Genomic DNA, 24,138 nt, shown 5'->3' on the forward strand with positions numbered 1-24,138 from the left:
ATGTCCCCGGTCGTGCGGAGTTCTCGGCCGCCCGCCGCTCGGACGCGCCGGATCGGTGGCAGGATCACCCCATGAGCGACGCCGCCCCCGCAGGTCCCGCCCCCGTCCCCGACGTGATCGCCTGGCTGCTGGACTCCGATCCGACCGTGCGCTGGCAGGTCGAGCGCGACCTGCTGGACCGCCCGGCGAGCGAGTGGGAGGCGACCCGGGCCCGTATCGCCACCGAGGGCTTCGGTGCGGAGCTGCTATCCCACCAGGGCGAGGACGGGCAGTGGGCGGGCGGTGCCTTCTTCCCCGCCGGCTTCTTCGACGATCCCGAGACCAAGGACCTGCCCGGGCAGCCGTGGACCGCGACCACCTGGTCGATGACCACGCTGCGCGAGTGGGGGATGGACCCCGCCCCGCTGATCGCCCGCGACACCGTCGGCCTGCTCGCGCGCAACTCGCGCTGGGAGTACGAGGACCTGCCCTACTGGGGCGGGGAGGTCGACTGCTGCATCAACGCCATGACGCTGGCCAACGGGCTCTGGCTCGGCGCAGACGTCGAGCACCTCGCGACCTGGTTCATCGAGCACCGGATGGCCGACGGCGGCTGGAACTGCGAATGGGTCGAGGGCAGCACCCGCTCCTCGGTCCACTCGACCCTCAACGCGCTGCGCGCCCTGCTTTTGCACGAGCAGCGGACGGGCGGCACCGAGGAGACCCGGGCGGCCCGCGCGGCGGGGGAGGAGTACCTGCTCGAGCGCGAGCTGACCCATCGGCTCTCGACGGGCGAGCAGTGGGGGCCGTGGGTGGACCACTTCCTGTACCCGCCGCGGCACGTCTACAGCGCGCTGCGGGCGCTGGACCACTTCCGCCGCGCGGACCGCCGCGACCCGCGGATGGCGACGGCGATCGCGATGGTGGAGCGGGCGCAGCAGGCTGACGGCACCTGGCGGCAGCAGCACGCCCTGCCGGGCCACATCTGGTTCGAGGTCGACAATCCCGTCGGGCAGCCCTCGAAGTGGGTGACGCTCGAGGCGCTGCGCGTGCTCAGATGGTGGCGCGACGCCGGCTGACCGCATCCCGCGTGGTGGTGCGGATCCGGTAGAGGCTCGTCGAGGCCGTCACGTAGAGGGTCCGGCCGTCGTCCCCGCCGAAGCACAGGTTCGCCGTCAGCTCGGGCACCGGGATCTCCGCGAGACGCTCTCCCGAGGGCGAGAAGACCTGCACCCCGGAGCCGGAGGAGCTCCAGATCCGCCCCTCGACGTCGACGCGGATCCCGTCCGGCAGCCCCGGCTCGATCTCCACCAGCACCCGGCCGTTCTTCGCCTGCCGCCCGTCGACCACGTCGTACACGTGGATCGCATGGCCGCGCGGACGGCCTGCGGAGAGCTCCTCGTCGGCGGGGGAGAGGGAGGAGTCGGCGACGTAGAGCAGCGACTCGTCGGGGGAGAGGGCCAGCCCGTTGGGCGCCTCCACGTCGATCACCACGGGGCGCACCTCGCCCGAGGCGGGGTCGACCCGGAACACGTAGCGGTCCCCGTACTCCTCCTCGCCCGCGTGCCCCTCGGCCGGCTTGCGGATCCCGTAGGACGGGTCGGTGAACCAGACCGCCCCGTCGGCGGCGACGATGACGTCATTGGGGGAGTTGAGCCGCACCGCACCGAAACGATCGACCAGGGTCTGCGGGGCGTGCGCGGCACCCGGCGCGACGGCGGTGTCGCGCTGCACCGCGCGGCGGCCGTGGGAGCACTCGATCACGGTACCGTCGAGGTCCAGGGTGCGACCGTTGGTGAACTCGACGTCCTCGGCGAAGACGCTCAGCTCCCCGGTCTCCTCCGCGTACTCGAGGATCCGGTTCCCGGGGATGTCGCTGAAGCGCACCGCCCGCCGCGCCGCGATCCACAGCGGTCCCTCCGCCCAGGCGGCACCGGTGGCGACGCGCTCGAGAACGGCGCCGGGCTCGAGCAGGGACGGGTCGGGGATCGTCATGGAACCGATCCTAGGTGCTGCACGTCACGACGGAGCGGTGACTAGCCTGTCGATTCCCGGCACCTCGCGCGACGACACCCTGAGGACGGCGAGAGGCGCCGCCCCGCATCGAGGAGATGATCCCATGGCCCGCTATACCGTGTTCCTCTACCACCCCGCCGATCAGCGGGAGACCGACCCGGAGGTGCTCGCCGCCCAGATGGCCGAGCACGACACCCACGGCAAGGAGCTGGTCGAGGAGGGCGTGATGATCTTCGGCAGCCCGCTCGCCGATCACGACGCGACCACCTCCCTGCGCGCCGGCTCCGTCGTCGACGGCCCCTTCGTCGAGGTCAACGAGGTGGTGGTCGGCTTCTACGTGATCGAGGTGCCGGATCTCGACGCCGCGCTCGCCGTGGCGCGCCGCAACCCGATCCTGCACCAGGGCGGCGGGGTCGAGGTGCGGCCGATGGCCGCCGAGGACGAGCCCGGCACCCACGGCGACGTGGTGCGGTGAGGGATCCGTCCCTCGCCGCGGCGCTGGCCGCCGCGCACCGGACCCACTGGGGCCCGGTGCTCGCGGCCACCGCCGCCGTCACCCGCGACCTCGATCTCGCCGAGGACGCGGTGCAGGAGGCCTTCGCCCAGGCCGTCACCGCCTGGGCGGAGCAGGGTGTGCCCGATGCGCCGGGCGGCTGGTTGACCGTCGCCGCACGCCGCCGCGCCCAGGACGCGATGCGCCGGGCCGACACCGGGCGGCGCGCTCTCCCGCAGCTGAGCTGGGAGGCGGAGCACCCCGAGGAGGGCACGCCCGAGGCCGACCCGGAGAGCACCGGCCGCCGCGTCGATGGGCAGATCGCCGACGAGGCCGACCCGGTGGTCCGCGACGAGCAGCTGCGCCTGATCTTCCTCGCCGCGCATCCGGCGCTCGCCCCCGAGTCGCGGATCGCGCTGACGCTGCGGCTGGTCGCCGGGCTCCCCACGGGGCGGATCGCGGCCGCCTTCCACGTGCCGACGCCGACGATGGCCGCCCGTCTCACCCGGGCGAAGAAGCGCATCGCCCTCAGCCGCATCCCCTGCCGCGTGCCCGGGGCCGCCGAGCTGCCCGCCCGCACGGTCGACGTGCTCGATACGGCCTCGGTGCTGCTCTCCCGCCCCGACGACGCGGTCCACGACGCCGCCCAGCACCTGCTCGAGGTGCTCGCCGAGCTGCTGCCAGGGAGCACCGAGCCGGCGGGCCTGCTCGCGCAGGCCCTGCTGCTGCGCGCCCGCGACATGACCCGGCACGACGAGCGCGGCCGCCCTGTCGCCCTCGCCGACCAGGACCGCTCCCGCTGGGACCGGGCGTTGATCGCGCGGGCCGATGCCCTGGTCCTGGACGCCCTCGCCGCCGGCGGGCGCGGCCCGTACCTGCTGCAGGGCGCGATCGCCGCGGCCGTCGCCGTCCCCGCGCGGCACGAGGACGTCGACTGGGAGGAGGTCGTCGCGCTCTACGACGCGCTGCTTGCACACTGGCCGACGGCGATCGTGCGCCTCGGCCGGGCCGTCGCCGTCGCCGAGGCGCGCGGCGCCGGGGTGGGGCTCGAGGAGGTGGACCCGCTCGTCGGCGAGCTCGGCGATCACCGCCGCATCCACGTGATCCGCGGGGAGCTGCTGCGCCGGCTGGGGCGTCACGAGGAGGCCGCCGGCGCCTATCGGGAGGCGCTCGCCCTCCCCGGCGAGGCGGCGGAGGAGGATCTGCTGCAGGACCTGATGGCCGGCCTGGCCGACAGCTGAGCGCTCAGCCGGCGAGCGCCTCGAGCACACCCTCGCCGTACTCGGCGAGCTTCTTCGCCCCGACCCCGCTGACCGTGCCGAGCTGGTCGACGCTCGTCGGCGCGGTCTCGATGATCCCCACCAGGGTCGCGTCGGAGAACACCATGTACGGCGGGATCTGCCGCTCCCGCGCCACCTCGGTGCGCCACGTGCGCAGCGACTCGAAGCGCTCCCGCGCGGCGGGCTCGAGCGCGTCGGCCGCCCGGGAGCCGCCCCCGGTGCGGGCGCTCCGGGACCTGCCGGCCTTCGCCGGGGTCCGGTCGACGGCGAGCTCGACCGTCCGCTCGCCGCGCAGCACCGGGCCCGCCTCCGGACCGGGCACGAGAACGCCGTACTCGCCGACGGACTCGACGATCCGCGCGGAGAGGAGCTGGCGCAGGGCCGAGCGCCACTGCCGCTCGCTCAGCTCGGTGCCGATGCCCCAGACGCTCAGCTGGTCGTGCCGCGACTGCCGGGAACGGTCCGACTCGCGGCCCAGCAGCACGTCGATCACCTGTCCCGAGCCGAAGCGCTGATCGCGTTCCCGGTCCAGGCGGATCAAAGCCGAGAGCAGCTTCTGCGCGGCGACCGTGCCGTCCCAGGTCTCCGGCGGGCTGAGGCAGGTGTCGCAGTTCCCGCACCGCTCCTCGGTCTGCTCCTGCCCGAAGTAGCGCAGCAGGCGGGCGCGGCGGCAGGTGACCGTCTCGCACAGCGCGAGCATCGCGTCGAGATGGGCGCGGGCGTTGCGCTTGAACTGCTCGCTGCCCTCGCCGTCGTCGATGAAACGGCGCTGGCTGACCACGTCGCCCAGCCCGTACGCCATCCACGCGGTCGACGGTTGCCCGTCGCGACCGGCCCGGCCCGTCTCCTGGTAGTAGCCCTCGACGGATTTCGGCAGATCCAGATGCGCGACGAAGCGGACGTCGGGCTTGTCGATCCCCATGCCGAAGGCGATGGTCGCGACCATCACCAGTCCCTCCTCGCGCAGGAACCGCTCCTGGTGCTCGTGCCGGACCGCCGCGTCGAGGCCCGCGTGGTAGGGCAGGGCGGGCACGCCCTGGGCGACGAGCCACTCGGCGGTCTGCTCGACGGAGCGCCGCGAGAGGCAGTAGACGATGCCGGCCTCCCCGGGATGCTCGGAGCGGATCAGCCGCAACAGCTGCTCGCGGGCTCGGTCCTTCGGCTCGATCCGGTACTGGATGTTCGGACGGTCGAAGCTCGCCACGAAGTGCCGGGCGTCCTGCATCGCCAGACGCTCGGTGATCTCGCGGTGCGTCGCCTCGGTGGCGGTGGCCGTCAGCGCGATCCGCGGCACACCGGGGAAGGCCTCGGCGAGGACCGACAGCCCCAGGTAGTCGGGGCGGAAGTCATGCCCCCACTGGGACACGCAGTGCGCCTCGTCGATCGCGAACAGGGCCAGGCGCGCCCGGCGCAGCAGTTCCCGGGTGCGGGGGAGCACCAGCCGCTCCGGCGCCATGTACAGCAGGTCCAGCTCTCCGGCCAGCAGCTGCTGCTCGACCGCCTGCGCCTCATGCGGCTCGAGCGTCGAGTTGAGGAAGGCGGCCCGCAGACCGACCGCCTCGAGCGCCGCGACCTGGTCCGCCATCAGCGCGATCAGCGGGGAGATGACGATGCCCGTGCCCTCGCGCAGCAGCGAGGGGATCTGGTAGCACAGCGACTTGCCTCCGCCGGTGGGCATCAGCACCACGGCGTCCCCGCCCGAGGCGACCTGCTCGATGATCGCCGCCTGCTCGCCGCGGAAGGCGTCGTAGCCGAAGACCGTGGAGAGGATCGAGAGCGCGTCGGGGCCGGCAGTCATGCCCGCCAGCCTAAGCGGCGATCGGGGGAGTCCAGTCCGTCGCGGTCAGTCGCAGTCGTCGCAGACGCCGGTCGCGGGCAGGGCGAGGAAGCAGCTGGGGCAGACGGCGAGCGGACGGTCCGCCTCCGCGGCCGCGTCGCCGCGCCGCTGGAAGCAGGAGAGCTCGAGGCCCGTCGTCCACGCGGCCTCGCCGAGCTCCGCGGGAGCGTGGTCCTTGGCGAAGGTGATGTACCCCGGGTACAGGTGCATCACCGAGCTGCCGGCCGCATCCAGCGCGGTGACCGAGCCGTTGGAGGGGGTGCGGTAGAACTGCTCCGCCCCGGTGCGATCGAGATGCTCTCCGATCAGGCGGACGTCGCCGACCGACCAGCGGGAATTCCAGGAGAGGGCTTCGTCACGGGTCATCCTCTGCCGCCCAGCGGCGAGATCGTCCATGAGGTCAGGGTAGGCCAGGACCCCCGGGAGGAGAAGGGCGATCGGCGAGGCGGGGTTGGGTATCGGGACGTTGGGTCACGGGAAGGTCACGGGGCTCCCGGAGGCTTTTCGTCGAGGTGACAGTCGCGCACTCTGTGGTCCCCGACACCCCACTCCCAGGAGCCGCCATGAATGCAGAGCCCATGATGACCGCGGTCACCCCGACACAGCTGGTCGACCGACTCACCGCAGCCGGCGCCGCCAAGGTCGGGTACTCGACCGGCACCACCCTGCTGCGGGCCGTGATGGGCGGGGCGATCCTGGCGCTCGCCGCCGCCTTCGCCGTCACCGTGTCCACCCAGACCGGTCAGCCGCTGCTCGGCGCGCTGCTCTTCCCGGTCGGCTTCATCATGCTCTACCTCATGGGCTTCGACCTGCTCACCGGGGTGTTCACCCTCGTACCCCTGGCGTGGATCGCCCGTCGCCCCGGGGTCACGCTCTCGTCGATGCTGCGCAACTGGGGACTGGTGTTCCTCGGCAACCTGATCGGTGCGGTGGCCGTCGCGGTGCTCATGGCCATCTACTTCACCTACGGCTTCTCGAGCGAGCCCAGCGCCGTCGGCCAGGCGATCGGCGAGATCGGCCACGGCCGCACCGTCGGCTACGCGGACCACGGCGCCGCCGGGATGCTCACCCTGTTCGTCCGCGGGGTGCTGTGCAACTGGATGGTCTCCACCGGCGTCGTCGCCGCCTTCCTGACCGACAACCTGCTGGGCAAGATCGTCGCGATGTGGATGCCCGTCATGCTCTTCTTCTACATGGGCTTCGAGCACTCGATCGTGAACATGTTCCTGTTCCCCTCGGGCCTGCTGCTCGGCGCGGACTTCACCCTCATGGACTACCTGATCTGGAACGAGATCCCGACCGTGGTCGGCAACCTCGTCGGCGGCCTGACCTTCGTGGGACTGCCGCTGTACTTCGCCCACCGCGCCCGCACGAACAGCTCGGCACCCACCCCGGAGGCCCCGCGCGCCGGCGCGATCCCCACCCCGGTGCTCGCCGCGGGGACCGCCCGATGAGCCGCCGCGTCGTCGTCGTGGGCGCCGGCATGGTCGCCCACCGCTTCGCCGAGAGCCTGCTCTCCCGCAGCGCGGAGCCGCTCACCCTCACCCTCCTCGGGGACGAGGGCCGCGCACCCTACGATCGGGTGGGTCTGACCTCCTACTTCCACGGCGCCGACGCGGAGGCCCTCACCCTCGACCGCGCCCCGTTCGAGGACCCCCGCGCCACGGTGGTCCCGGGCGACCGTGCGGTCGCGATCGACCGGGACGCCCGGAGCGTCCGCACCGCCTCCGGCGCGGAGCACCCCTATGACGAGCTCGTCCTCGCCACCGGCTCCACCGCTTCCCGCCCGCCGATCGAGGGCGCCGAGGGACCCGGTCGGTTCGTCTACCGCACCCTCGACGACGTCGAGGCGCTGCGGGCGGAGGTGGAGCAGCTCGCCGGGCGCCTCGACCGGCCCGTGCGGGGCGCCGTGATCGGCGGCGGCCTGCTGGGCCTCGAGGCCGCGGGCGCCCTGCAGCAGCTCGGCGCCGAGGCGACCGTGCTGCAGTCCGGGGACCGCCTGATGTCCGCCCAGCTGGACCTCCCGGCGGGCACCGCCCTGCAGCGGCTGATCGAGAAGCGCGGCCTCGCCGTGCTCACCTCCGCCCGCACCCGCCGCATCCGCGCCGGGGCCGTCGACGGGATGTTCGTCCTCGAGCTCGAGGACGGGCGCGAGGTGGACTGCGACCTCGTCGTCCACACCGTCGGCGTCCGTCCCCGCGACGAGCTCGCCCGCGCGGCGGGACTCGCCGTCGGCCCCCGCGGCGGCGTGGCGATCGACGCGGGCTGCCGCACGAGCGACCCCGCGATTCTCGCGATCGGCGAAGTCGCCGCCTTCGGCGGACAGTGCGTGGGCCTCGTCGCCCCCGGCTACGCGATGGCCGAGGTCGCCGTCGACCGGCTGCTCGGCGGCAGCGCGTGCTTCGAGGGCTTCGACCTCTCCGCGAAGCTCAAGCTGTCCGGGGTCGAGGTGGCGAGCTTCGGCGACGCCTTCGCGACCGCCCCCGGCGCCCTCGACGTGGTCTACGCCGATCCGGTGCGCGGGGTCCACACCAAGCTCGTCCTCTCCGACGACGCCCGCACCCTCCTCGGCGGCATGCTCGTCGGCGACGCCTCGGCCTACGGCGCGCTGCGTCCCCTCGTCGGCGGCCCCCTCGGCGCGGACCCCGCGGCCTACCTGCTGCCCGAGGGGGCCGGGGCGGCGCCGCGCGCCGAGCTGCCCGACGAGGCGGTGGTCTGCTCCTGCGCCGGGGTCACCGCCGGGACGGTCCGCCATGCCGTGCGCGAGGGCGGCTGCACCGACGCGGCGGCGGTCACCGCCTGCACCCGCGCCGGCGCCACCTGCGGTTCGTGCGTGGTGATGGTCAAGGGCCTGGTCTCGGCCGAGCTCACGAAGCTCGGGCACAGCGTCTCCAGCGCGCTCTGCGAGCACTTCGAGATGTCCCGCCGCCAGCTCTTCGACGCGGTGCGCGTCGCCGAGCTCACCACCTTCTCCGGCGTGCTCGAGCGCTTCGGCACCGGCCGCGGCTGCGATGTGTGCAAGCCCGTGGTCGCGAGCATCCTCGCCGTGCTCGTGCGCAACCACGTCCTCGACGGGGAGAACGCCTCCCTGCAGGACACCAACGACCACGTCATGGCGAACATGCAGAAGGACGGCACCTACTCGGTAGTCCCGCGCATGCCCGCCGGCGAGGTCACCCCCGCGGGGCTCGTGGCCGTGGGCCGCATCGCCGAAGACTTCGGGCTGTACACCAAGATCACCGGCGCCCAGCGGATCGACATGTTCGGCGCCCGCCTCGAGCAGCTGCCCGAGATCTGGAGCCGCCTGATCGATGCCGGCTTCGAGTCCGGCCAGGCCTACGGGAAGGCGCTGCGCGCCGTGAAGTCCTGTGTGGGCTCGACCTGGTGCCGCTACGGGGTCCTCGACTCGGTGGGCATGGCGGTCCAGCTGGAGCTGCGCTACCGCGGGCTGCGCTCCCCGCACAAGCTCAAGGTGGGCGTCTCCGGCTGCGCCCGCGAGTGCGCGGAGGCCCGGGGGAAGGACGTCGGCGTGATCGCGACGGCGCAGGGCTGGAACATGTACGTCGGCGGGAACGGCGGGGCGACCCCGCGCCACGCCGACCTGCTCGCCGAGGGGCTGGACGACGAGGCCCTCATCCGCGCCATCGACCGGTTCTTCATGTACTACATCCGCACCGCGGACAAGCTCCAGCGCACCGCCCCCTGGGTGATGGAGCTGGAGGGCGGCATCGACGGGCTGCGGGAGGTGATCCTCGAGGACTCCCTGGGGATCTGCGCGGACCTCGACGCGGCCATGGCGGCGCACGTCGAGGACTATCGCGACGAATGGGCCGCGACCCTCGCCGACCCCGCGAAGCTGCGCCGATTCCGCTCCTTCGTCAATGCCCCGAGCACCCCCGACCCCTCGCTCGCCTATGTTCCCGAGCGCGGGCAACGGCGGCCCGCGAGTCCCGAGGAGCGCCGCGAGCGCCACGTCCTGATCGCCGGAACCACCCTGGAGGTGCGCTGATGACCGCCCCGCAGACCGACACCGCGCCCGCGTCGGCGCCCGACCGCACCGCGAGCACCGCCGAGCCGCTCGCCTCCGCCGCGCGCTGGCTGCGGGTCTGCACGCTCGCGGACCTCGACGTCGAACGCGGCAGCGCGGTGCTCCTCGGCGAGGACCAGTTGGCCCTCTTCCGTCTCGCCGACGGCACGATCGTCGCGACCGACAACCGCGATCCCTACTCGGGGGCGCAGGTCATGTCCCGCGGGATCGTCGGCTCCCGGGGCGAGGTGCCGACTGTCGCCTCGCCGATGTTCAAGCAGGTCTTCGATCTTCGCACCGGCCACTGCCTGGACACCAAGGGCAAGGAGCCCGCCTCGCTGCACCTCTGGCCGCTCCTGGTCCGCGGCCACGAGGTGTACGTGCTGCACGGCGGGACGTGGTGAGGGAGCGGCCGCCCTCACTCACCCCCGCGGCGCGACCGGCAGCCACACCCGCATCGGCCCGATCTCCCGGTTCGCCCACGCGTAGTAGGGGATCGCGCGCCAGGCGTGCTGAGTCGGAGCGGCCGACGGGGCATCCCAGGGCAGATAGGAGACGCCGTCCTCAGGCGCGGCCGCGGCCGCTCCCGGGAGATCGAGGGCGATCACCCCGTCGAGGTCCTCGAGCACCTGCTCGGTGACCGGTGCGGCGGGATCCACGAGCGCGTCGTCGACCCGCTCGGTGCCCTGCTGATCGGCCTGCTCGAGGGCGTAGACCAGGGGCCCGCGCTCGAGGGCCACCGCTCCGCGGGAGGCGTCCGCACGGTGCGGGGCGCGCACGAAGCGTGCGGTCATCGGCATGTCCAGCACGACCTCCTCGCCCGGGACGAAGACCCGCTGCACCGGGAGCGTCCCCGGCCGGGCCTCGCGCTCGCCGTCGGCCGTGGTGACCGTGGCGCCTTCCGCCCACGCGGGCACCCGCAGGGAGAGGGTGCGCGGCTCCTCCGGCGCCGCGAGCACCCGGATCCGCACGCGCCCGCGATGCGGGTACTCGGTCTCGACCGCGATCTCGAGACCGCCGCCGGCCCAGGTGCCGCTCGCGTACTGGTGCAGCTGCAGCCCGGTCTCGTCCGCGGTGGCCAGGTACTGGTCGAGGGACGAGAGCGTGCGCATCACGTTCGGCGGGCAGCAGGCGCAGTCGAACCAGCCGCGGCGGCCGTGGACGATGGACCGGCCCTCGTCGGCGATCGCCCCGTCGCGCAGCTGCAGGGAGTTGACGTAGAAGAACTCGGTGCCGGCGAGCGACACGCCCGGCAGCACGGCATTGAACAGGAAACGCTCGATCGCGTCGGCGTAGACGGGGTCGCCGGTCGCCAGCAGCAGGCGCCAGGCCCACTGCACGGCGGCGATCCCCGCGCAGGTCTCCGCGTAGCCGCGGTCGGTGGACAGCTCGAAGGGATCGCCGAAGGCCTCCCAGTCCCAGCGCGAGCCCATCCCGCCGGTCACGTACGCCTTGGTGTGCAGAGCCGTGGTGAACAGGGACCGCAGGTGCTCGAGCAGGTCGGCGTCGCCGTCCTCGATCGCGAGGTCCGTGGCGCCGGCGGCGAGGTAGAGGGCGCGCACCGCATGCCCTTCGACCGTCTCCGCGTCCCGCACCGGCACCCGGTCCGAGAAGTAGCCCGGGTTCGAGATCGCGTTCGCGTTGCGGCCGCGGGCGTCGGTCAGGTGCCGGGCGAGATCGAGCGCGTCGCGGCGGCCGGTGAGCCGGAACAGCTCCACGAGGGCCATCTCGATCTCCGGGTGTCCGGGCACGCCCTGGTGCGCTCCCGGGGCGAAGACCTCGCCGAGATGGTCGAGGATCCGCAGCGAGACCTCGAGCAGGGAGTCCTCGCCCGCGGAGCGGGACACCGCGACGGCGGCCTGGAACAGATGCCCGTAGCAGTATAGCTCGTGGTTCCAGGCGAGGTTCGTGTAGCGCTCCTCGGGGGAGTGCCGTAGCTGGTGCACGGCGTTCAGATAGCCGTCCTCCTGCTGCGCGGCGGCGACGATCGCCGTCACCTCCTCGAGCAGCCCGCGCAGCTCGGCGTCCTCGCCGCGGCCGAGCTCGTATCCGACGGCCTCGAGCCACTTGTACGCGTCCGAGTCCTGGAAGATCATGCCGCGCGCCTCGCCGGTCGCCGTGCCCGCCGCGATCCGGAAGTTGTCGAGCGTGCCGGACTCCTCGAGCTGACGGTGACCCGCACGGAGCGCGTCCCGCCGGTTGCGCTCCTGGCGCAGCGCCCAGAAGCCGCCCGTGATGCGACCGGCACCCGGGGCGAGGGGCCGCAGGGCGGTCGGTGCGACGGGGGCGACGGGCGGGGCGAGGGCGACGGCGGTGTCCTGCGGGGTCATGGGCTCTCCTTCGAGACGGATGGTCGGCGTCGTAGCAAGAAAACGTTTGCCTAATGATGGTCAGTATTCTCCGCGGGACGCGCCGTCGCAAGGGTCTCGCGTAGAGTCCTCCCATGTCATCGACGCGCCCCACCTCCCCGGCCGTGCGGATCGCCGACGTCGCCCGCGCCGCAGGAGTTTCCGTGGGGACCGTCTCGAAGGCCCTCAACGGCACCGGCAGCCTGCGCGAGGAGACCCGGCGCCACGTGCAGGAGACCGCCCGTCGGCTCGGCTTCGTCGCCGATGCGCGCGCCCGCGGCCTCGTCTCCGGCCGCACCTACACCGTCGGCTTCGTGACCACCGACAGCTTCGGCCGCTTCCTGCTGCCGATCCTGCGCGGGGCGGAGGATGCCCTCGCTGTCGGCCAGATGGCCGTGATCCTGGCCGACACCCGCGACGATCCTGCCCGGGAGCAGCACCTGCTGCGGTCGCTTCGGGCGCGCCATATCGACGGGCTGCTGGTCACCGGGCGCAGCACCGACCCCCGCGAGCCGCTCGACGTGGACGTGCCCGTCGTCCACGCCTTCTCCCCGTCCACGGACCCCGCAGGTCACGTCGTGCTCAGCGACGAGGAGGAGGCTGCCGCACTGGCCGTGCGCCACCTCCTCGCCCTGGGTCGGACGCGGATCCTGCACCTCACCGGCCCCGCCCGCCACCGCTCTGCCCAACTGCGGGCGCGGGCGGTCGAGCAGGCGGCGGGGGAGCAGCTCGCCGGGCCCGTGCAGCACGGTGAGTGGAGCGAGGAGTGGGGCAGGCGCGCGATCGACCTCGCCCTCGCCTCCGGCACCGAGATCGACGCGGTCTGCGCCGGCTCCGATCAGATCGCGCGCGGCGCCGTGGACCGCCTCCGGGAGCTCGGCCGCGCTGTCCCCGGCGAGGTCGCGGTCACCGGGATCGACGACTGGGACGTGATCGCGCTCGCCGCGCGACCCCAGCTGACCACCGTCGACCTCTGCCTGGGCGAGATCGGTCGACGCGCCGGGCAGATGCTGCTCGACCTCATCGAGGGGCGCGAGGTCCTCGAGCCGCGCGTCGTCGTCACCCCGCGCCTGCAGGTGCGGGGCTCGACCATCTGAGCGTTCCGGAGTGCGGGGCCTGCGGAGGGCGGGTGCCCGGCCGGGAGCCGGACGCTCAGCGCGCAGCGGGGGAGAGCTCGTGCTCGAGGTAGAGGGTCGCGGCACCGATCGCGGCGGCGTCGTCGCCGAAGGTCGAGGAGCGCAGCGCGACCCGCTCCGGCACGCCCTCGTCCGGCAGCGCCCGTTCCCGCACCCGCGGCATGGCGAGCGGCTCGAGGATGCGCCAGTAGGGGCCGCCGATCAGCACCTGGCTCGGGTCGTGCACCCAGATCAGGGAGCGCAGGGCCTCGCCGAGCGCCGTCCCGTGCGCCTCGATCTGTTCCCGGGCGAGGGCGTCCGGCGCGGCACCCGCGGAGCCGGTCGCGCGGTGGGCGAGGGCCGCGAGGCGCGCGGAGATCGACGAGGGGTCGACGGGATCGGAGGGCGTTCCGGGGCCGGGGGAGCCGGTGCGGTCGTTCTGTTCGGCCGGCCCGGCGTCGCCCGCTCGGGACAGCATCCCGGCGACGTCCGTGAAGGTGGAGAGGCAGGCCAGGCGACCGCACTGGCACAGTTCCCCGGGCAGACCTGTGGGGAGGTGGCCGATCTCGCCGGCTTGGGTGGTCGATCCGGCGTGCACCCGCCCGCGCGCGGCGACGGCGGATCCGATGCCCGCGCCGACGTAGACGTACAGCGTGGTGCCCTCGCCGGCCGCTCCGTCGGCGGTCGCCGCCTCCTCGGCACGCCGACCGCCCGCCCACAGCTCCGCGGTGAGCGCAGCGGTGGTGTCCTTGTCCAGCACCACGGGCCGACCCGACGCCGCCGAGAGCTCGGCCACGAGGGGCACGTTCCGCCAGCCCGGCAGCCAGGGCGGGTTCAGGACCACGCCGGCGACGGCGTCGAGCGCGCCCGGCGAGGCGACGCCGATGCCCAGCAGGGCCTCGGCGGCGTCCCTCCCGTCGGCCGTGCTCCAGCCGTGACGGCGCAGATCCTCCAGCAGCGACTCGAGACCGGCGGCGATGCGGCGGATGTCGTCGAGCGGATCGTTCCCGGGCGGGGGCAGGGTGCGCTCGGCGACCACCTGCGCCTCCAGGTCCACGATCACGACGGAGATTCCGGCCGGGTCCAGGTGCACCCCCGCGGCGAGCAGGGCGCTCGGGACCACGCGCAGCACGGTGCGGGGCTTGCCGCGACCCATGCCGCGGGTGCCCGCCGTCTCGATCAGGCCGCGCTCGAGCAGGCGCCGGGTGATGAGGGAGACGGCCTGACGGGAGAGTCCCGAGCGCCGCATCACCTCGGACTGCGAGCTGCCTTCCCGGGCGCCGCGGATCGCCTCGAGCACGACCAGCTCGTTGCGCGCGCCGAGGTCCGACATCGATGCGCCCTGCGCCATGTGGAACCTCCTGCTCAGCCCGGTGGATGCCGCGATGCTCCCACACTCCCGGAGAGCGCGGAGGGAGCGTCCGTTGCATTTAGTCCAACAGTGTGAGTAGTCTACGTCACAGCCCGAGGACCGGTGCATCATGCCTGGTCCGACCCTAGATTCCGAGTTCCGGGAGTCCCCCATCATGACCCAGCCCCTGCGCATCGCCGTGCTCAGCGCGTGGCACGTCCACGCCGAGGAGTACGGCCGCGCCGCGCTCGACCACCCCGACACCGAGCTCGTCGCGGTGTGGGACGACGACGCCGAGCGCGGGCAGGCCCTCGCCGACACCCTCGGCGTCGAGTTCACCAGCGACCTCGAGGCCCTCCTGGCCCGCGAGGACCTCGACGGCGTCACCTGCACCACCGCGACCACCGACCACGACGACGTGCTCGGCCGCACCCTCGCCGCCGGCAAGCACGTCTTCACCGAGAAGCTGCTCTCGCCCACCGTCGAGGGCTGCGATCGCCTGCTCGCCGCCGCGACCGAGAACGGCGTGCAGCTGACCGTCTCGCTGCCGCGCCTCTCCCACGGGTACACCGTCGCCCTGCGCGAGGTGCTCGAGGCCGGGACCCTCGGCCGCATCACCTACTCGCGGGTGCGCCTGGCCCACAACGGCTCCACCGCCGACTGGCTGCCCGCCCGCTTCTACGACCCGGCCGAGGCCATCGGCGGCGCCTTCTCCGATCTCGCCGCCCACCCGGTCTACCTCACCCAGCTGATCCTGGGCGAGGAGGTCGCGAGCGTCCGCGCCGCCTACACCGACATGACCGGTCGCGGCGTCGAGGACAACGCCGCCGTCACCGTCACCACCCCCGACGGCGCCATCGGCGTCATCGAGACCGGCTTCGTCACCCCATCCAGCCCCTTCACCATCGAGGTCCACGGCACCGATGGCTCGCTGCTGTACGGCTTCGACGAGGGGCGCATGCGCCTCGGCACCGCCGAGGGCTGGCGGGACGTGGAGGTCCCGGCGGACATCGATCCGCCCTTCGCCCAGTGGGTGACGGCCATCCGCACCGGCAACCCCACCGCCGAGAACCAGCGCCGCGCCCGCGCGCTCACCGCCCTCACGGTCGCCGCCAACGACGCGGCCGACCGCTGACCCCGACCCACCCCGATCCAGGAGGATCCCCCATGACCGTCCAGCTCCCCGTCCGCATCGGCCTCATCGGCGGCGGCGGCATCGCAGGCGCCCACCTCAAGGGCTACGCCACCATCCCCGACCGGGTGAAGGTCACCGCGATCGCCGACGCGGTCCCCGAGACCGTCGAGAAGCGCGTCTCCGAGACCGGTGCGACCGGCTACGCCGACTTCCGCGAGCTGGTGCAGGACCCGAACGTCGACGCCGTCGACATCTGCCTCCCGCACCACCTGCACAAGGATGCGATCGTCGCCGCCGCCGAGGCCGGCAAGCACATCCTCTGCGAGAAGCCGCTGTGCCTCACCCCGGAGGAGGCCGCCGCCGTCCGCGAGGCCGTGCAGAAGGCGGGCGTCACCCTCATGTGCGCCCACAACCAGCTGTTCATGCCCGCCGTCGCAAAGGCGAAGGAGGTCATCGACTCCGGTGCCCTCGGCGACGTCTACGAGGTGCGCACCACCGACTCGTTCTACAACGACTTCGACCCCGAGTCGATGGGCTGGCGCGGACACTCGAAGACCTCCGGCGGCGGCGAGTACATCGACACCGGTTACCACCCCACCTACCTGCTGATGCATCTCTCCGGAGGCCGCCCCTCGCAGGTGTTCGCGATGATGTCCACCCACCGCCTGGACTTCATGGAGGGCGAGGACTCGGCCCAGGTGCTGGTCCGCTTCGACAACGGCTCGGTCGGCCAGCTCGTCACCTCCTGGGCCTACGACGCCGCCCCCGGCACCGACCGCTTCTCCGTGGTCGGCAACAAGGGCTCGCTCAGCTCCGACGGCTCGACCCTCCGCGTCAAGCTGCGCGGCGAGGACGAGCAGGTCTACGCGCATGAGCCGGTCGACACCTTCGCCGCCGAGATCGACGACTTCGTGACCTGCCTCGAAACCGGTCGCCGTCCGCTGAATACCGAGGAGGAGGGCATCGCCGTGCTGGGCATCATCCTGGCCGCCTACGAGTCCGCCCGCACCGGCAAGGCGGCGGACGTCCTCAGCGTGTGAGGGAACCCGCGGGGCGGGCCTACCCTCGGGGCATGAGCCTCGCAGCGGAGCCCGCCCCGCGCATCGTCCCGACGCCCCCGCGACGCCCTGCGTCGACGGGGGCGTCGGCGTGTGTGCTCCTGCTCGCGGTCGCGCTGCTCACGGGGTGCGGGAGCGGGGACGACGGGGGCACGAGCGGAGCCGGGACGGGTGTCGATCGGCCCGCGTCGAGCGGGCTCCCCCGCAGCGGAGCCTTCGACTACCAGCTCGGCGGGGTCTCCGACGGGGAGTTCGCCGTCGTGGTGCGCGATCCGGTCGACGGGCCGCTGCCGGGCGCCTACTCGATCTGCTACGTGAACGGCTTCCAGACCCAGCCCGACGAGGCCGAGGTCTGGACGGCCCATCCCGAGCTGCTGCTGCACGCTGCGGACGGCGCGGCGGTCGTCGATCCCGACTGGCCCGACGAGCTCGTGCTCGATCCGTCGACGGCCGGTCGGCGCGAGGGGATCCTCGCCCTGATCGGCCCCGAGATCGACGCCTGCGCAGAAGCCGGCTTCGACGCCGTCGAGCTCGACAACCTCGACGTGGCCGAGCGCTTCGACCAGCTCGATCCCGCCGGGGTGCTCGCCCTCGCGGGGGACTACGTGGACCGGGCCCACGCCGCCGGCCTCGAGGTCGCGCAGAAGAACGCGGCGGAGCTCGCCCCTGCCGCGCGCACGGAGTTGGGCTTCGACCTGGCGGTGGTCGAGGAGTGCGGCGCCTACGACGAGTGCGCCGCCTACCGGGAGGTGTACGGGGACGCATTCGTGCAGATCGAGTACCCGGACTCCCTCGCCGCGCAGGGGCTCACCTTCGCCGCGGTCTGCGCCGACGCCGACCGCGCTCCGCTGACGGTGCTGCGCGACCGGGACCTGGTGCCCGCCGGGGAGCCCGGTCATCTCCGCGAGCAGTGCTGAGCGGGACCGCTCGCCCTACGATGCCCGCATGAGCTCTCCCGTCCCCGCGCGCGACCCCGTTCTCTCTCGCGGGTTCCCGCGCGGTCTCGTGCTGCTGCTCTCCCTCGCCGCGATCTGGCTGGTGCTCGCGGGGATGCGGGAGCTCGCCGGACTGGTGGTCCCGGTTTTCCTCGCCCTGAACCTGATGATCGCGGCGCAGCCGCTGAGCGATCTGATCCAGCGGGCGGGAGCGCCGCGGCTCCTGGGGTCCCTCGCCGCCATGGTCGCGGTGCTGCTCGCCCTCGGAGTGTTCTTCCTCGCGATCGGCTGGTCGATCCGCACCCTGGTCCTCGAGCTGCCCGAGTACTCCGCCTCGTTCAACGAGCTGCTGCAGCGCAGCCTCGAGGCCCTCGCCGAGGTCGGGGTGAGCCAGGAACAGATCAGCGCCTGGCTCTCGCAGTTCAGCTTCGCGAGCCTGTTCGGCCTGCTGAACCAGGCGCTGAGCTCGGTCAGCGCGGTGGGTGGCCTCGTCGCCGCCGCGGTCGCGACGATCATCTTCTTCGGCCTCGACGCGACGGGCCTGCCCGAGCGCATGGCGGTCATCGAGCGGCTGCAGCCGCGGATCGCCCACGCCCTGGCCGACTTCGCGCTCTCGGTGCGCACCTACTGGCTGGTGACGACCGTCTTCGGTGCGGTGGTCGCCGTGATCGACGGGCTCGCGCTGTGGGCGCTGGGGGTGCCGCTCCCGGCCGTCTGGGCGGTGCTGCTGTTCGTCTGCAACTACATCCCCAACATCGGCTTCGTGATCGCCATGGTGCCGCCCACGCTGATGGCGCTGCTCGACCAGGGGCCGTGGACGGCGGTCGCCGTGGTCGCCGTGTGCGTCGTGGTGGCAATGGTGCTCCAGGGACTCGTGCAGCCGCGCGTCACCGGCCGCGCCGTGGGGCTCGCCCCGAGCATCTCCTTCCTCTCGGTGCTCTTCTGGTCCTGGGTCCTCGGGGCGGCCGGTGCGCTGCTCTCGGTGCCGATGACCCTGCTCGTCAAGGAGCTCCTGGTGGACGCCGACGACGAGGCGCGCTGGCTGAACGCCTTCGTCGCCGACTCCCCGCGCGCCGCGCTCGAGTCGCCGCAGGAGCGCATCGAGGGCGCTGCGCGCGCAGGGGGCGGGTCGGCCGCCGGGGACCCGCCGTCCGCGGCGACTGGGGCACCCGCGGTAGGGAAGTGACCGCTCAGGAGGTTCCGCCGAGCTGTTCCCAGACCTCCGGCCCGCCCGCGTCCCAGATGTCCCCGGGATCGGCGACGACCACCAGCAGCGAGCGGGCGCGGGAGAGCCCCACGTAGAGCAGCTGCGCGGCCCGCTCGTCGGTGCGGAAGCCGTTGACGGCGAGGATCACGACCCGCCGCTCGAGGCCCTTGATGTTCAGCACGTGGCCGTAGAAGACGTCATCGCCCGCGAAGAACTCGTCCCAGTAGACGTCGTAGCCGCCCGCCTCGATCCGCGCGACCTGCTCGGGATGGCGATGCAGCGTGGTGATCAGGGCGATGTCCCCGGGCGCCCAGCCCTCGTCGAGGAGTTCCTCGACGAGGTCGTCGGCCGCCGAGACCGCCTCCTCGGCGGTCGAGGGGATGAAGCGCACCGGCAGGCCCTCGTCGAGGCGGGGGCGCTGCTCGAGGGCGGTGAGCGGGGCGAAGGACCGCGCGATCGCCCGGGTGTTGCGGAGGTTCTCGTCGAGCGGGAAGGGGTTCAGGGTGATCGGCGCGCGGCCCTCGCGGTCGAAGACCGTCTGGTGCTCGTCGGTGAAGACGAAGAGCACGCCCGTCTCGGGATCCCGTAGGCAGGGCAGCAGACCGTCCCACCAGGTGTCGGAGAAGTCCTGCGCCTCGTCGACGACGATCGCGTCGAACAGCTCGTCCTCGGGCTGCGCGCCGGCGACCTCGGCGAGGCGGGCCGGGAGATGTTCCTCGTAGTACACGGTCGGGGGCCCGTCGAAGGCCTCGAAGTCCTCGGCACCCCAGCGCACCGGCAGGTCGTGGAAGAGCCCCACATAGGCCGGTCGCTCCGCGGCGGGCCAGGTCGAGGCCTGCAGCTCGAAGTGCCGGGCGAGGCCCCGCGAATAGCACAGCAGGGCGGTGCGGAAGCCCTCCCGGGCGAGGGTCCGGGCTTTGATCATCGCGAGGTGGGTCTTGCCCGAGCCTGCTCCGCCGACGATCTGGGCGCGGTGCTGGAAGCGGAGCAGCGAGATCGCACGCTCCTGCTCGCGGGTGAGCTCGTTGGACTCGTCCTCGAGGGCGTCCGCCAGCAGCTGCTGGTTGCGGATCGCGTGCTGGGTGGTGCGCAGCCGCTTCACGAGCACGTCGCGCTGGAGCTCGTCGAGAGGACCGGGGCCCTGACGGGCCTCCGTGTTCAGCGCGGCGACGATCCGCTCGGCGATCCGTGGCAGATCGGTGCCGTCGATGATCAGGGCCCGCGGCGCCTCCGGGACCCTCCACCCCGTCGGCAACTCCGTGTAGGGCAGCACGGCCAGGTGCACCGCTCGGCCGACGGGCCGCGAGGTGGCGCCCTGGAGATAGTGCAGGATCGCGTGCTTCGCCCGCTGGGCCTGGTCCAGCGGGGCGCGGGGCAGAAGATGGCTGCCATTGCGGTCCGCCTGGCGCCACTCGCCGTCGACGACCGAGACCGTTCCGCCCTTGACCTCGATCACGGCGAGGCCCACGCCCGGCCACAGCACCACCAGATCGGCCTCGACCTCGACGCCGCCGTCCGTGATGCGCTGCCCGGCGAGGATCGCGGCGCTCGGCGGGAGCTGATCGACAAGCTCCCTCCACACGGCGCGCTCGGCGGCGGAGGCGAACTCGGGATTCTCGGGCAGCAGGATCGGCATGGCGCTCCCTGGGGTCGGCGGGGTGGGGTGGACGCCCAGCTCAGGCTAACCGCTGCGTGTGCCCCGCGGCGGGGCATCGCTCATCCGTCGGACCCGCACGGTAGACAGGGGACATGAGCACCGACGCCTCGCCGTCCTCCGCCCTCGAGACCCTGGCGCATGAGTACGCCCGCTTCTGGGTCCACGGCGGGGACGCGCGGTGGCTCGTCCACGCCTGGCGCACCCTCGCGGTGGTCGGCGCGGTGCCCGAGGAACTCCCCGCCCGGGGCGTGGCCGCCGCGGACGCGCGGATCCGGCTCGCGGCGCTCGCGAGCTTCTCCGCCCTCTTCCAGCAGGTCGTCGACGGGGATCCCGACGGGCCCGAGCCGCCCGAGCTCGTCGGCGGCCCGCACGGGCTGGTCGAGTCCGAAGTGACGGCGTGGATGGGCGAGCACGGACTGCAGACCATGGCGCAGCTGCTCGAGCAGGCCACCGACCACGACGACTCCGCCCCGGACACCGTGCCCTGGGGCCTGGACCCGAGCGACGTCGAGAGCTGCCTCGATGCCGTCGCGGGCGAGATGCTGCGCGCCTACGCGGCGCTGCGGCCCCATGCCGAGCTGTTCGCGGAGCTGTGGGCGCAGCGCTGGCCGCTCGAACCCACCGAGCAGGACCCGGGGGAGTGCTCCCGCTATCCGCTCACCAGGGCCCAGCTCGAGGCGGCCCTGGACCCGTTCAGCGTCGACGCGGCCACCGCCCATGACTGGCTCGAGCAGCACCTCGCGGCGCTGGGCACCTGAGCGGGGTCGCGGCTGAGGCCGCGATCCCCGTCCCTCGGGCGTCCCGTCCCTCAGATGTCCCGGAACACCTCGATGCGGGCGCCGAGGGCGTTGAGGCGCTCGGCGAGATCCTCGTAGCCGCGGTTGATGACGTACACGTTGCGCAGCACCGAGGTGCCCTTCGCGGCGAGCATCGCCAGGAGTATCACCACGGCGGGGCGCAGGGCGGGCGGGCACACCAGCTCGGTCCCGCTCCATCGGGTGGGGCCCTCGATGAGCACGCGGTGCGGGTCCATCAGCTTCACGGTCCCGCCCAGCTTGGTGAGCTCGGTGAGGTAGATGGCGCGGTTCTCGTACACCCAGTCGTGGAGCAGGGTCTGCCCCTCGGCGGTCGCGGCGATGACCGCGAAGAAGGGCAGGTTGTCGATGTTCAGCCCGGGGAAGGGCATGGGGTGGATCTTGTCGATCGGGGCCCGCAGCTGCGAGGGATGGGTGGTGATGTCGACCAGGCGGGTCTCGCCGTTGCGGGCGAGGTACTCCTCGTCGCGGTCGTAGCGGAAGCCCATCTCCTCGAGGATCGCCAGCTCGATCTCGAGGAACTCGATCGGCACGCGGCGCACCGTGATCGAGGACTTCGTGACGATCGCGGCGGTGATCAGGCTCATCGCCTCGATCGGGTCCTCACTCGGGGCGTAGTCCACGTTCCGGGAGATCCGCGAGCGGCCGCGGACGCGCAGCGTGGTGGTGCCGATGCCCTCGATCTCCACCCCCAGGCGGACCAGGAAGAAGCACAGGTCCTGGACCATGTAGTTGGGGCTCGCATTGCGGATCACGGTCTCGCCCTCGGAGCGCGCGGCGGCCAGCAGCGCGTTCTCGGTGACGGTGTCCCCGCGCTCGGTGAGCACGATCGGACGGGAGGGTCCGGGGGCGTCGGCCGACGCGGTCGCCTGGTAGTGGCCGTCGGTCGCGACGACCTCGAGGCCGAAGGGGCGCAGCGCGGTCATGTGTGGCTCGACGGTGCGGGTGCCGAGGTCGCAGCCTCCCGCGTAGGGCAGCTGGAAGGACTCTGCGCGATGCATCAGGGGGCCGAGGAACATGATGATGCTGCGGGTGCGACGAGCGGCGTCGGCGTCGATCGCGGAGAGGTCGAGGCGCTCCGGGACCTGCAGTTCGAGGTCGCCGTCGTCGTTCAGCCAGCGGGTGCGCACGCCGATCGAGGTGAGCACCTCGAGCAGGCGGTTCACCTCCTCGATGCGGGCGACCCGGCGCAGGGTGGTGGTGCCGACGTTCAGCAGCGAGGCGCACAGCAGGGCGACTCCCGCGTTCTTCGAGGTCTTGACGTCGATCGCGCCGGAGAGGGTGGTCCCGCCGTGGACACGCAGGTGGCTGGGGCCCGAGGTGCCGAGGCTGACGAACTCGGAGCGCAGCGCCCGGCCCAGCTTCGAGAGGGTCTCCAGGGTGAGGTTCTGCTGGCCCTTCTCGATGCGGTTGATCGCGCTCTGGCTGGTGCTGAGCTGCTCGGCGAGCTGGGCCTGGGTGAGGCCCGTGCGCAGGCGGGCGTCGCGGATGATGCCGCCGATCCGCTCCAGGTAGGTGGTGTCCTCGGTGATCGTCATGAGCGCGACCGTATCTCATCTATGAGATAACGCCTCCCAGGCGGGGTGCGGTGCTCGTCACTGTCCGTGATCCGGCCTCCGTGGTCCTACGATCGACGCCATGCGTCGGCGGATCCTCCTCGCGACCGGGCTCGGCCTCGTGGCCGGCGCCCTGCTGCTGCTCGTCGTCGACGTGCCGCTTGCCGTGATCAGCGGGATCACCGTCGCCGAACTGAGCTTCCTGCTGCGATCGTGGTGGGTGCTGTGGCCCAAGGACGCCGAAGCCACGCGGGAGCACGCCGGCGACGAGGACCTCGATCCCGCCGTCGACACGACGCTCGTCGCCGTGCTCTCCGCCCTCGCGGTGATCTCGATCGTGGTCCTCCACCTCGGCTCCGCCGGGCACGAGCCGCTGCGCAGCATCGGCGCGGCCGTGACCCTGCTCGGCGTCTTCGGCGCCTGGGCCAGCGTCCACCTGACCTACGCCGTCCGCTACGCCCATCGCTTCTATGCGGCGGGCGGAGGACTGGACTTCAGCAGCGATCTCCCGCCGCGCTATTCCGACTTCCTCTACGTCAGCTACGCGGTGGGCATGACCTACGGCATCACCGACACCGACACCACCGATCCCGTCATGCGCGGCATGGTGCTGCGCCACGCCCTGCTGAGCTTCGCCTTCGGGATGATCGTCCTCGGCGCCGCCGTCAACCTCGTCGCGGGAGCCCTGGGCCTCGCCTGAGCCGACTCGGAGGGACGGCCCCGTCGCCACCCGTCGGCGGTGCTCAGGCGGGGACCGGCAGCGGTTCGACGTGCCCGCCCACGCGGTAGGAGAGCGAGGGGTCGTAGGGCTCGACACGCAGATCCATCCCTGCCTCCTGCGGCGTGCGATCCGCCTTGCGGTTGTTGCACTCCTTGCAGGCGGAGACCAGGTTCAGCCAGGACGACGGGCCGCCGCGGGAGACGGGCAGGATGTGGTCGACCGTCGCGAGCAGCGCCTCGCTCGGCGGCGTCTTCGACACGCTGCGCCCGCAGTAGGCGCAGGTCCAGTGGTCCCGCTCGTGGACCGCCCGGTAGGAGAAGCCGATCGACCGCTGCCCGATGCCCTCCACCCAGGCGCCCGAGAGCTCGTGGGTCAGCTCGAGGGCGAGGGGCACGATCCGATCCTCGACGAGCGTCAGCTCGACCGGGTTCGCGACCTCCCGGCGGATCATCCCGAAGGCGTGCCGCACCGTGGTGGTGTGCAGCAGCTCTCCGATCCCGGTCCCGGGGTCGTACCCCAGGTTGAACACTTTCACCTGCGACATGCTCATCACCTCGTCCGTCGTCCGCCGATGTGCGCCATGACTCGACCCGGCCGCGGGAGGGGAG

The 24,138-nt window shown here is 72.8% G+C and carries 21 protein-coding genes; 13 read left to right on the top strand and 8 right to left on the bottom strand.

The genetic code is table 11. The annotated features are described in order from the left end of the window. Positions 1–71 precede the first annotated feature (71 nt). Complete coding sequence (locus ACZCAH_RS01705; protein WP_464339422.1) at positions 72–1,058, top strand: prenyltransferase/squalene oxidase repeat-containing protein; 987 nt, start codon at positions 72–74, stop codon at positions 1,056–1,058. Here the strand turns inward: ACZCAH_RS01705 and ACZCAH_RS01710 are convergent. Beyond that, on the bottom strand, positions 1,033–1,974 hold the full coding sequence (locus ACZCAH_RS01710; protein ID WP_464339423.1) for an SMP-30/gluconolactonase/LRE family protein: 942 nt from the start codon (positions 1,972–1,974) through the stop codon (positions 1,033–1,035). The two genes, ACZCAH_RS01705 and ACZCAH_RS01710, sit on opposite strands and share 26 nt — an antisense overlap. 124 nt (positions 1,975–2,098) lie before the next feature. Here ACZCAH_RS01710 and ACZCAH_RS01715 point away from each other — a divergent pair, with 124 nt between their 5' ends. Together ACZCAH_RS01715 and ACZCAH_RS01720 are read left to right on the top strand one after the other, a co-directional pair. Continuing rightward, a complete protein-coding gene (locus ACZCAH_RS01715; RefSeq protein ID WP_464339424.1) occupies positions 2,099–2,470 on the top strand; it encodes a YciI family protein in 372 nt (123 codons plus the stop codon). Further along, on the top strand, positions 2,467–3,729 hold the full coding sequence (locus tag ACZCAH_RS01720; protein ID WP_464339425.1) for an RNA polymerase sigma factor: 1,263 nt from the start codon (positions 2,467–2,469) through the stop codon (positions 3,727–3,729). Before ACZCAH_RS01715 ends, ACZCAH_RS01720 begins: the two co-directional genes overlap by 4 nt. 4 nt (positions 3,730–3,733) lie before the next feature. On the opposite strand, the gene recQ is transcribed toward ACZCAH_RS01720, so the two are convergent. Together recQ and ACZCAH_RS01730 are read right to left on the bottom strand one after the other, a co-directional pair. Then, a complete protein-coding gene (gene recQ / locus ACZCAH_RS01725; RefSeq protein WP_464339426.1) occupies positions 3,734–5,566 on the bottom strand; it encodes a DNA helicase RecQ in 1,833 nt (610 codons plus the stop codon). A 45-nt stretch (positions 5,567–5,611) separates the two neighbouring features. Further along, a complete protein-coding gene (locus tag ACZCAH_RS01730; RefSeq protein ID WP_464339427.1) occupies positions 5,612–6,001 on the bottom strand; it encodes a hypothetical protein in 390 nt (129 codons plus the stop codon). A gap of 185 nt (positions 6,002–6,186) precedes the next feature. Between ACZCAH_RS01730 and ACZCAH_RS01735 the strand changes: the two genes are divergently transcribed. From ACZCAH_RS01735 to nirD, 3 genes are read left to right on the top strand one after another with little or no spacing between them, the layout of a single operon-like run. Beyond that, the gene (locus tag ACZCAH_RS01735) at positions 6,187–7,059 is read left to right on the top strand and encodes a formate/nitrite transporter family protein (protein WP_464339799.1); all 873 of its coding nucleotides are present in this window, start codon (positions 6,187–6,189) and stop codon (positions 7,057–7,059) included. After that, entirely contained in the window at positions 7,056–9,614 is a 2,559-nt protein-coding gene (nirB, locus tag ACZCAH_RS01740; protein WP_464339428.1) for a nitrite reductase large subunit NirB, read from the top strand. Before ACZCAH_RS01735 ends, nirB begins: the two co-directional genes overlap by 4 nt. Next, a complete protein-coding gene (gene nirD, locus ACZCAH_RS01745) occupies positions 9,614–10,036 on the top strand; it encodes a nitrite reductase small subunit NirD (RefSeq protein ID WP_464339429.1) in 423 nt (140 codons plus the stop codon). The genes nirB and nirD overlap by 1 nt, the downstream gene beginning before the upstream one ends. An 18-nt stretch (positions 10,037–10,054) precedes the next feature. Here the strand turns inward: nirD and ACZCAH_RS01750 are convergent, their stop codons facing one another. Then, positions 10,055–11,962: a glycoside hydrolase family 127 protein gene (locus ACZCAH_RS01750; protein ID WP_464339430.1), complete on the bottom strand. Its 1,908-nt coding sequence runs from the start codon at positions 11,960–11,962 to the stop codon at positions 10,055–10,057. 113 nt (positions 11,963–12,075) lie between these two features. On the opposite strand from ACZCAH_RS01750, the gene ACZCAH_RS01755 reads away from it, so the two are divergent. After that, on the top strand, positions 12,076–13,077 hold the full coding sequence (locus ACZCAH_RS01755; protein WP_464339431.1) for a LacI family DNA-binding transcriptional regulator: 1,002 nt from the start codon (positions 12,076–12,078) through the stop codon (positions 13,075–13,077). 55 nt (positions 13,078–13,132) lie between these two features. Here ACZCAH_RS01755 and ACZCAH_RS01760 read toward each other — a convergent pair whose 3' ends face one another. Beyond that, complete coding sequence (locus ACZCAH_RS01760) at positions 13,133–14,446, bottom strand: ROK family transcriptional regulator (RefSeq protein ID WP_464339432.1); 1,314 nt, start codon at positions 14,444–14,446, stop codon at positions 13,133–13,135. Positions 14,447–14,621: 175 nt separating this feature from the next. Here ACZCAH_RS01760 and ACZCAH_RS01765 point away from each other — a divergent pair, with 175 nt between their 5' ends. The 4 genes from ACZCAH_RS01765 to ACZCAH_RS01780 are packed head-to-tail and all read left to right on the top strand — an operon-like array spanning position 14,622 to position 18,760. Further along, positions 14,622–15,581 (top strand): Gfo/Idh/MocA family protein, encoded by a 960-nt coding sequence (locus tag ACZCAH_RS01765; RefSeq protein WP_464339433.1) that lies wholly within the window; start codon positions 14,622–14,624, stop codon positions 15,579–15,581. Between the two features lie 32 nt (positions 15,582–15,613). Beyond that, on the top strand, positions 15,614–16,621 hold the full coding sequence (locus ACZCAH_RS01770; RefSeq protein WP_464339434.1) for a Gfo/Idh/MocA family protein: 1,008 nt from the start codon (positions 15,614–15,616) through the stop codon (positions 16,619–16,621). Positions 16,622–16,653: 32 nt separating this feature from the next. Beyond that, a complete protein-coding gene (locus ACZCAH_RS01775) occupies positions 16,654–17,556 on the top strand; it encodes an endo alpha-1,4 polygalactosaminidase (protein ID WP_464339435.1) in 903 nt (300 codons plus the stop codon). A gap of 28 nt (positions 17,557–17,584) precedes the next feature. Further along, positions 17,585–18,760: an AI-2E family transporter gene (locus ACZCAH_RS01780; protein ID WP_464339436.1), complete on the top strand. Its 1,176-nt coding sequence runs from the start codon at positions 17,585–17,587 to the stop codon at positions 18,758–18,760. Positions 18,761–18,764: 4 nt separating this feature from the next. Here the strand turns inward: ACZCAH_RS01780 and ACZCAH_RS01785 are convergent, their stop codons facing one another. Further along, positions 18,765–20,417, bottom strand: coding sequence for an ATP-binding domain-containing protein (locus ACZCAH_RS01785; protein ID WP_464339437.1), 1,653 nt, complete (start codon positions 20,415–20,417; stop codon positions 18,765–18,767). Positions 20,418–20,530: 113 nt separating this feature from the next. Here ACZCAH_RS01785 and ACZCAH_RS01790 point away from each other — a divergent pair, with 113 nt between their 5' ends. Continuing rightward, on the top strand, positions 20,531–21,196 hold the full coding sequence (locus ACZCAH_RS01790) for a hypothetical protein (protein ID WP_464339438.1): 666 nt from the start codon (positions 20,531–20,533) through the stop codon (positions 21,194–21,196). A 50-nt stretch (positions 21,197–21,246) separates the two neighbouring features. On the opposite strand, the gene ACZCAH_RS01795 is transcribed toward ACZCAH_RS01790, so the two are convergent. Next, the gene (locus ACZCAH_RS01795) at positions 21,247–22,791 is read right to left on the bottom strand and encodes a UDP-N-acetylglucosamine 1-carboxyvinyltransferase (protein WP_464339439.1); all 1,545 of its coding nucleotides are present in this window, start codon (positions 22,789–22,791) and stop codon (positions 21,247–21,249) included. A gap of 100 nt (positions 22,792–22,891) precedes the next feature. Here ACZCAH_RS01795 and ACZCAH_RS01800 point away from each other — a divergent pair, with 100 nt between their 5' ends. After that, complete coding sequence (locus ACZCAH_RS01800; RefSeq protein ID WP_464339440.1) at positions 22,892–23,509, top strand: DUF1345 domain-containing protein; 618 nt, start codon at positions 22,892–22,894, stop codon at positions 23,507–23,509. Positions 23,510–23,552: 43 nt separating this feature from the next. Here ACZCAH_RS01800 and ACZCAH_RS01805 read toward each other — a convergent pair whose 3' ends face one another. Continuing rightward, a complete protein-coding gene (locus ACZCAH_RS01805) occupies positions 23,553–24,074 on the bottom strand; it encodes an HNH endonuclease (RefSeq protein WP_464339441.1) in 522 nt (173 codons plus the stop codon). Between the last annotated feature and the right edge of the window lie 64 nt (positions 24,075–24,138).

The organism is Brachybacterium sp. B718/18, assembly GCF_055454375.1.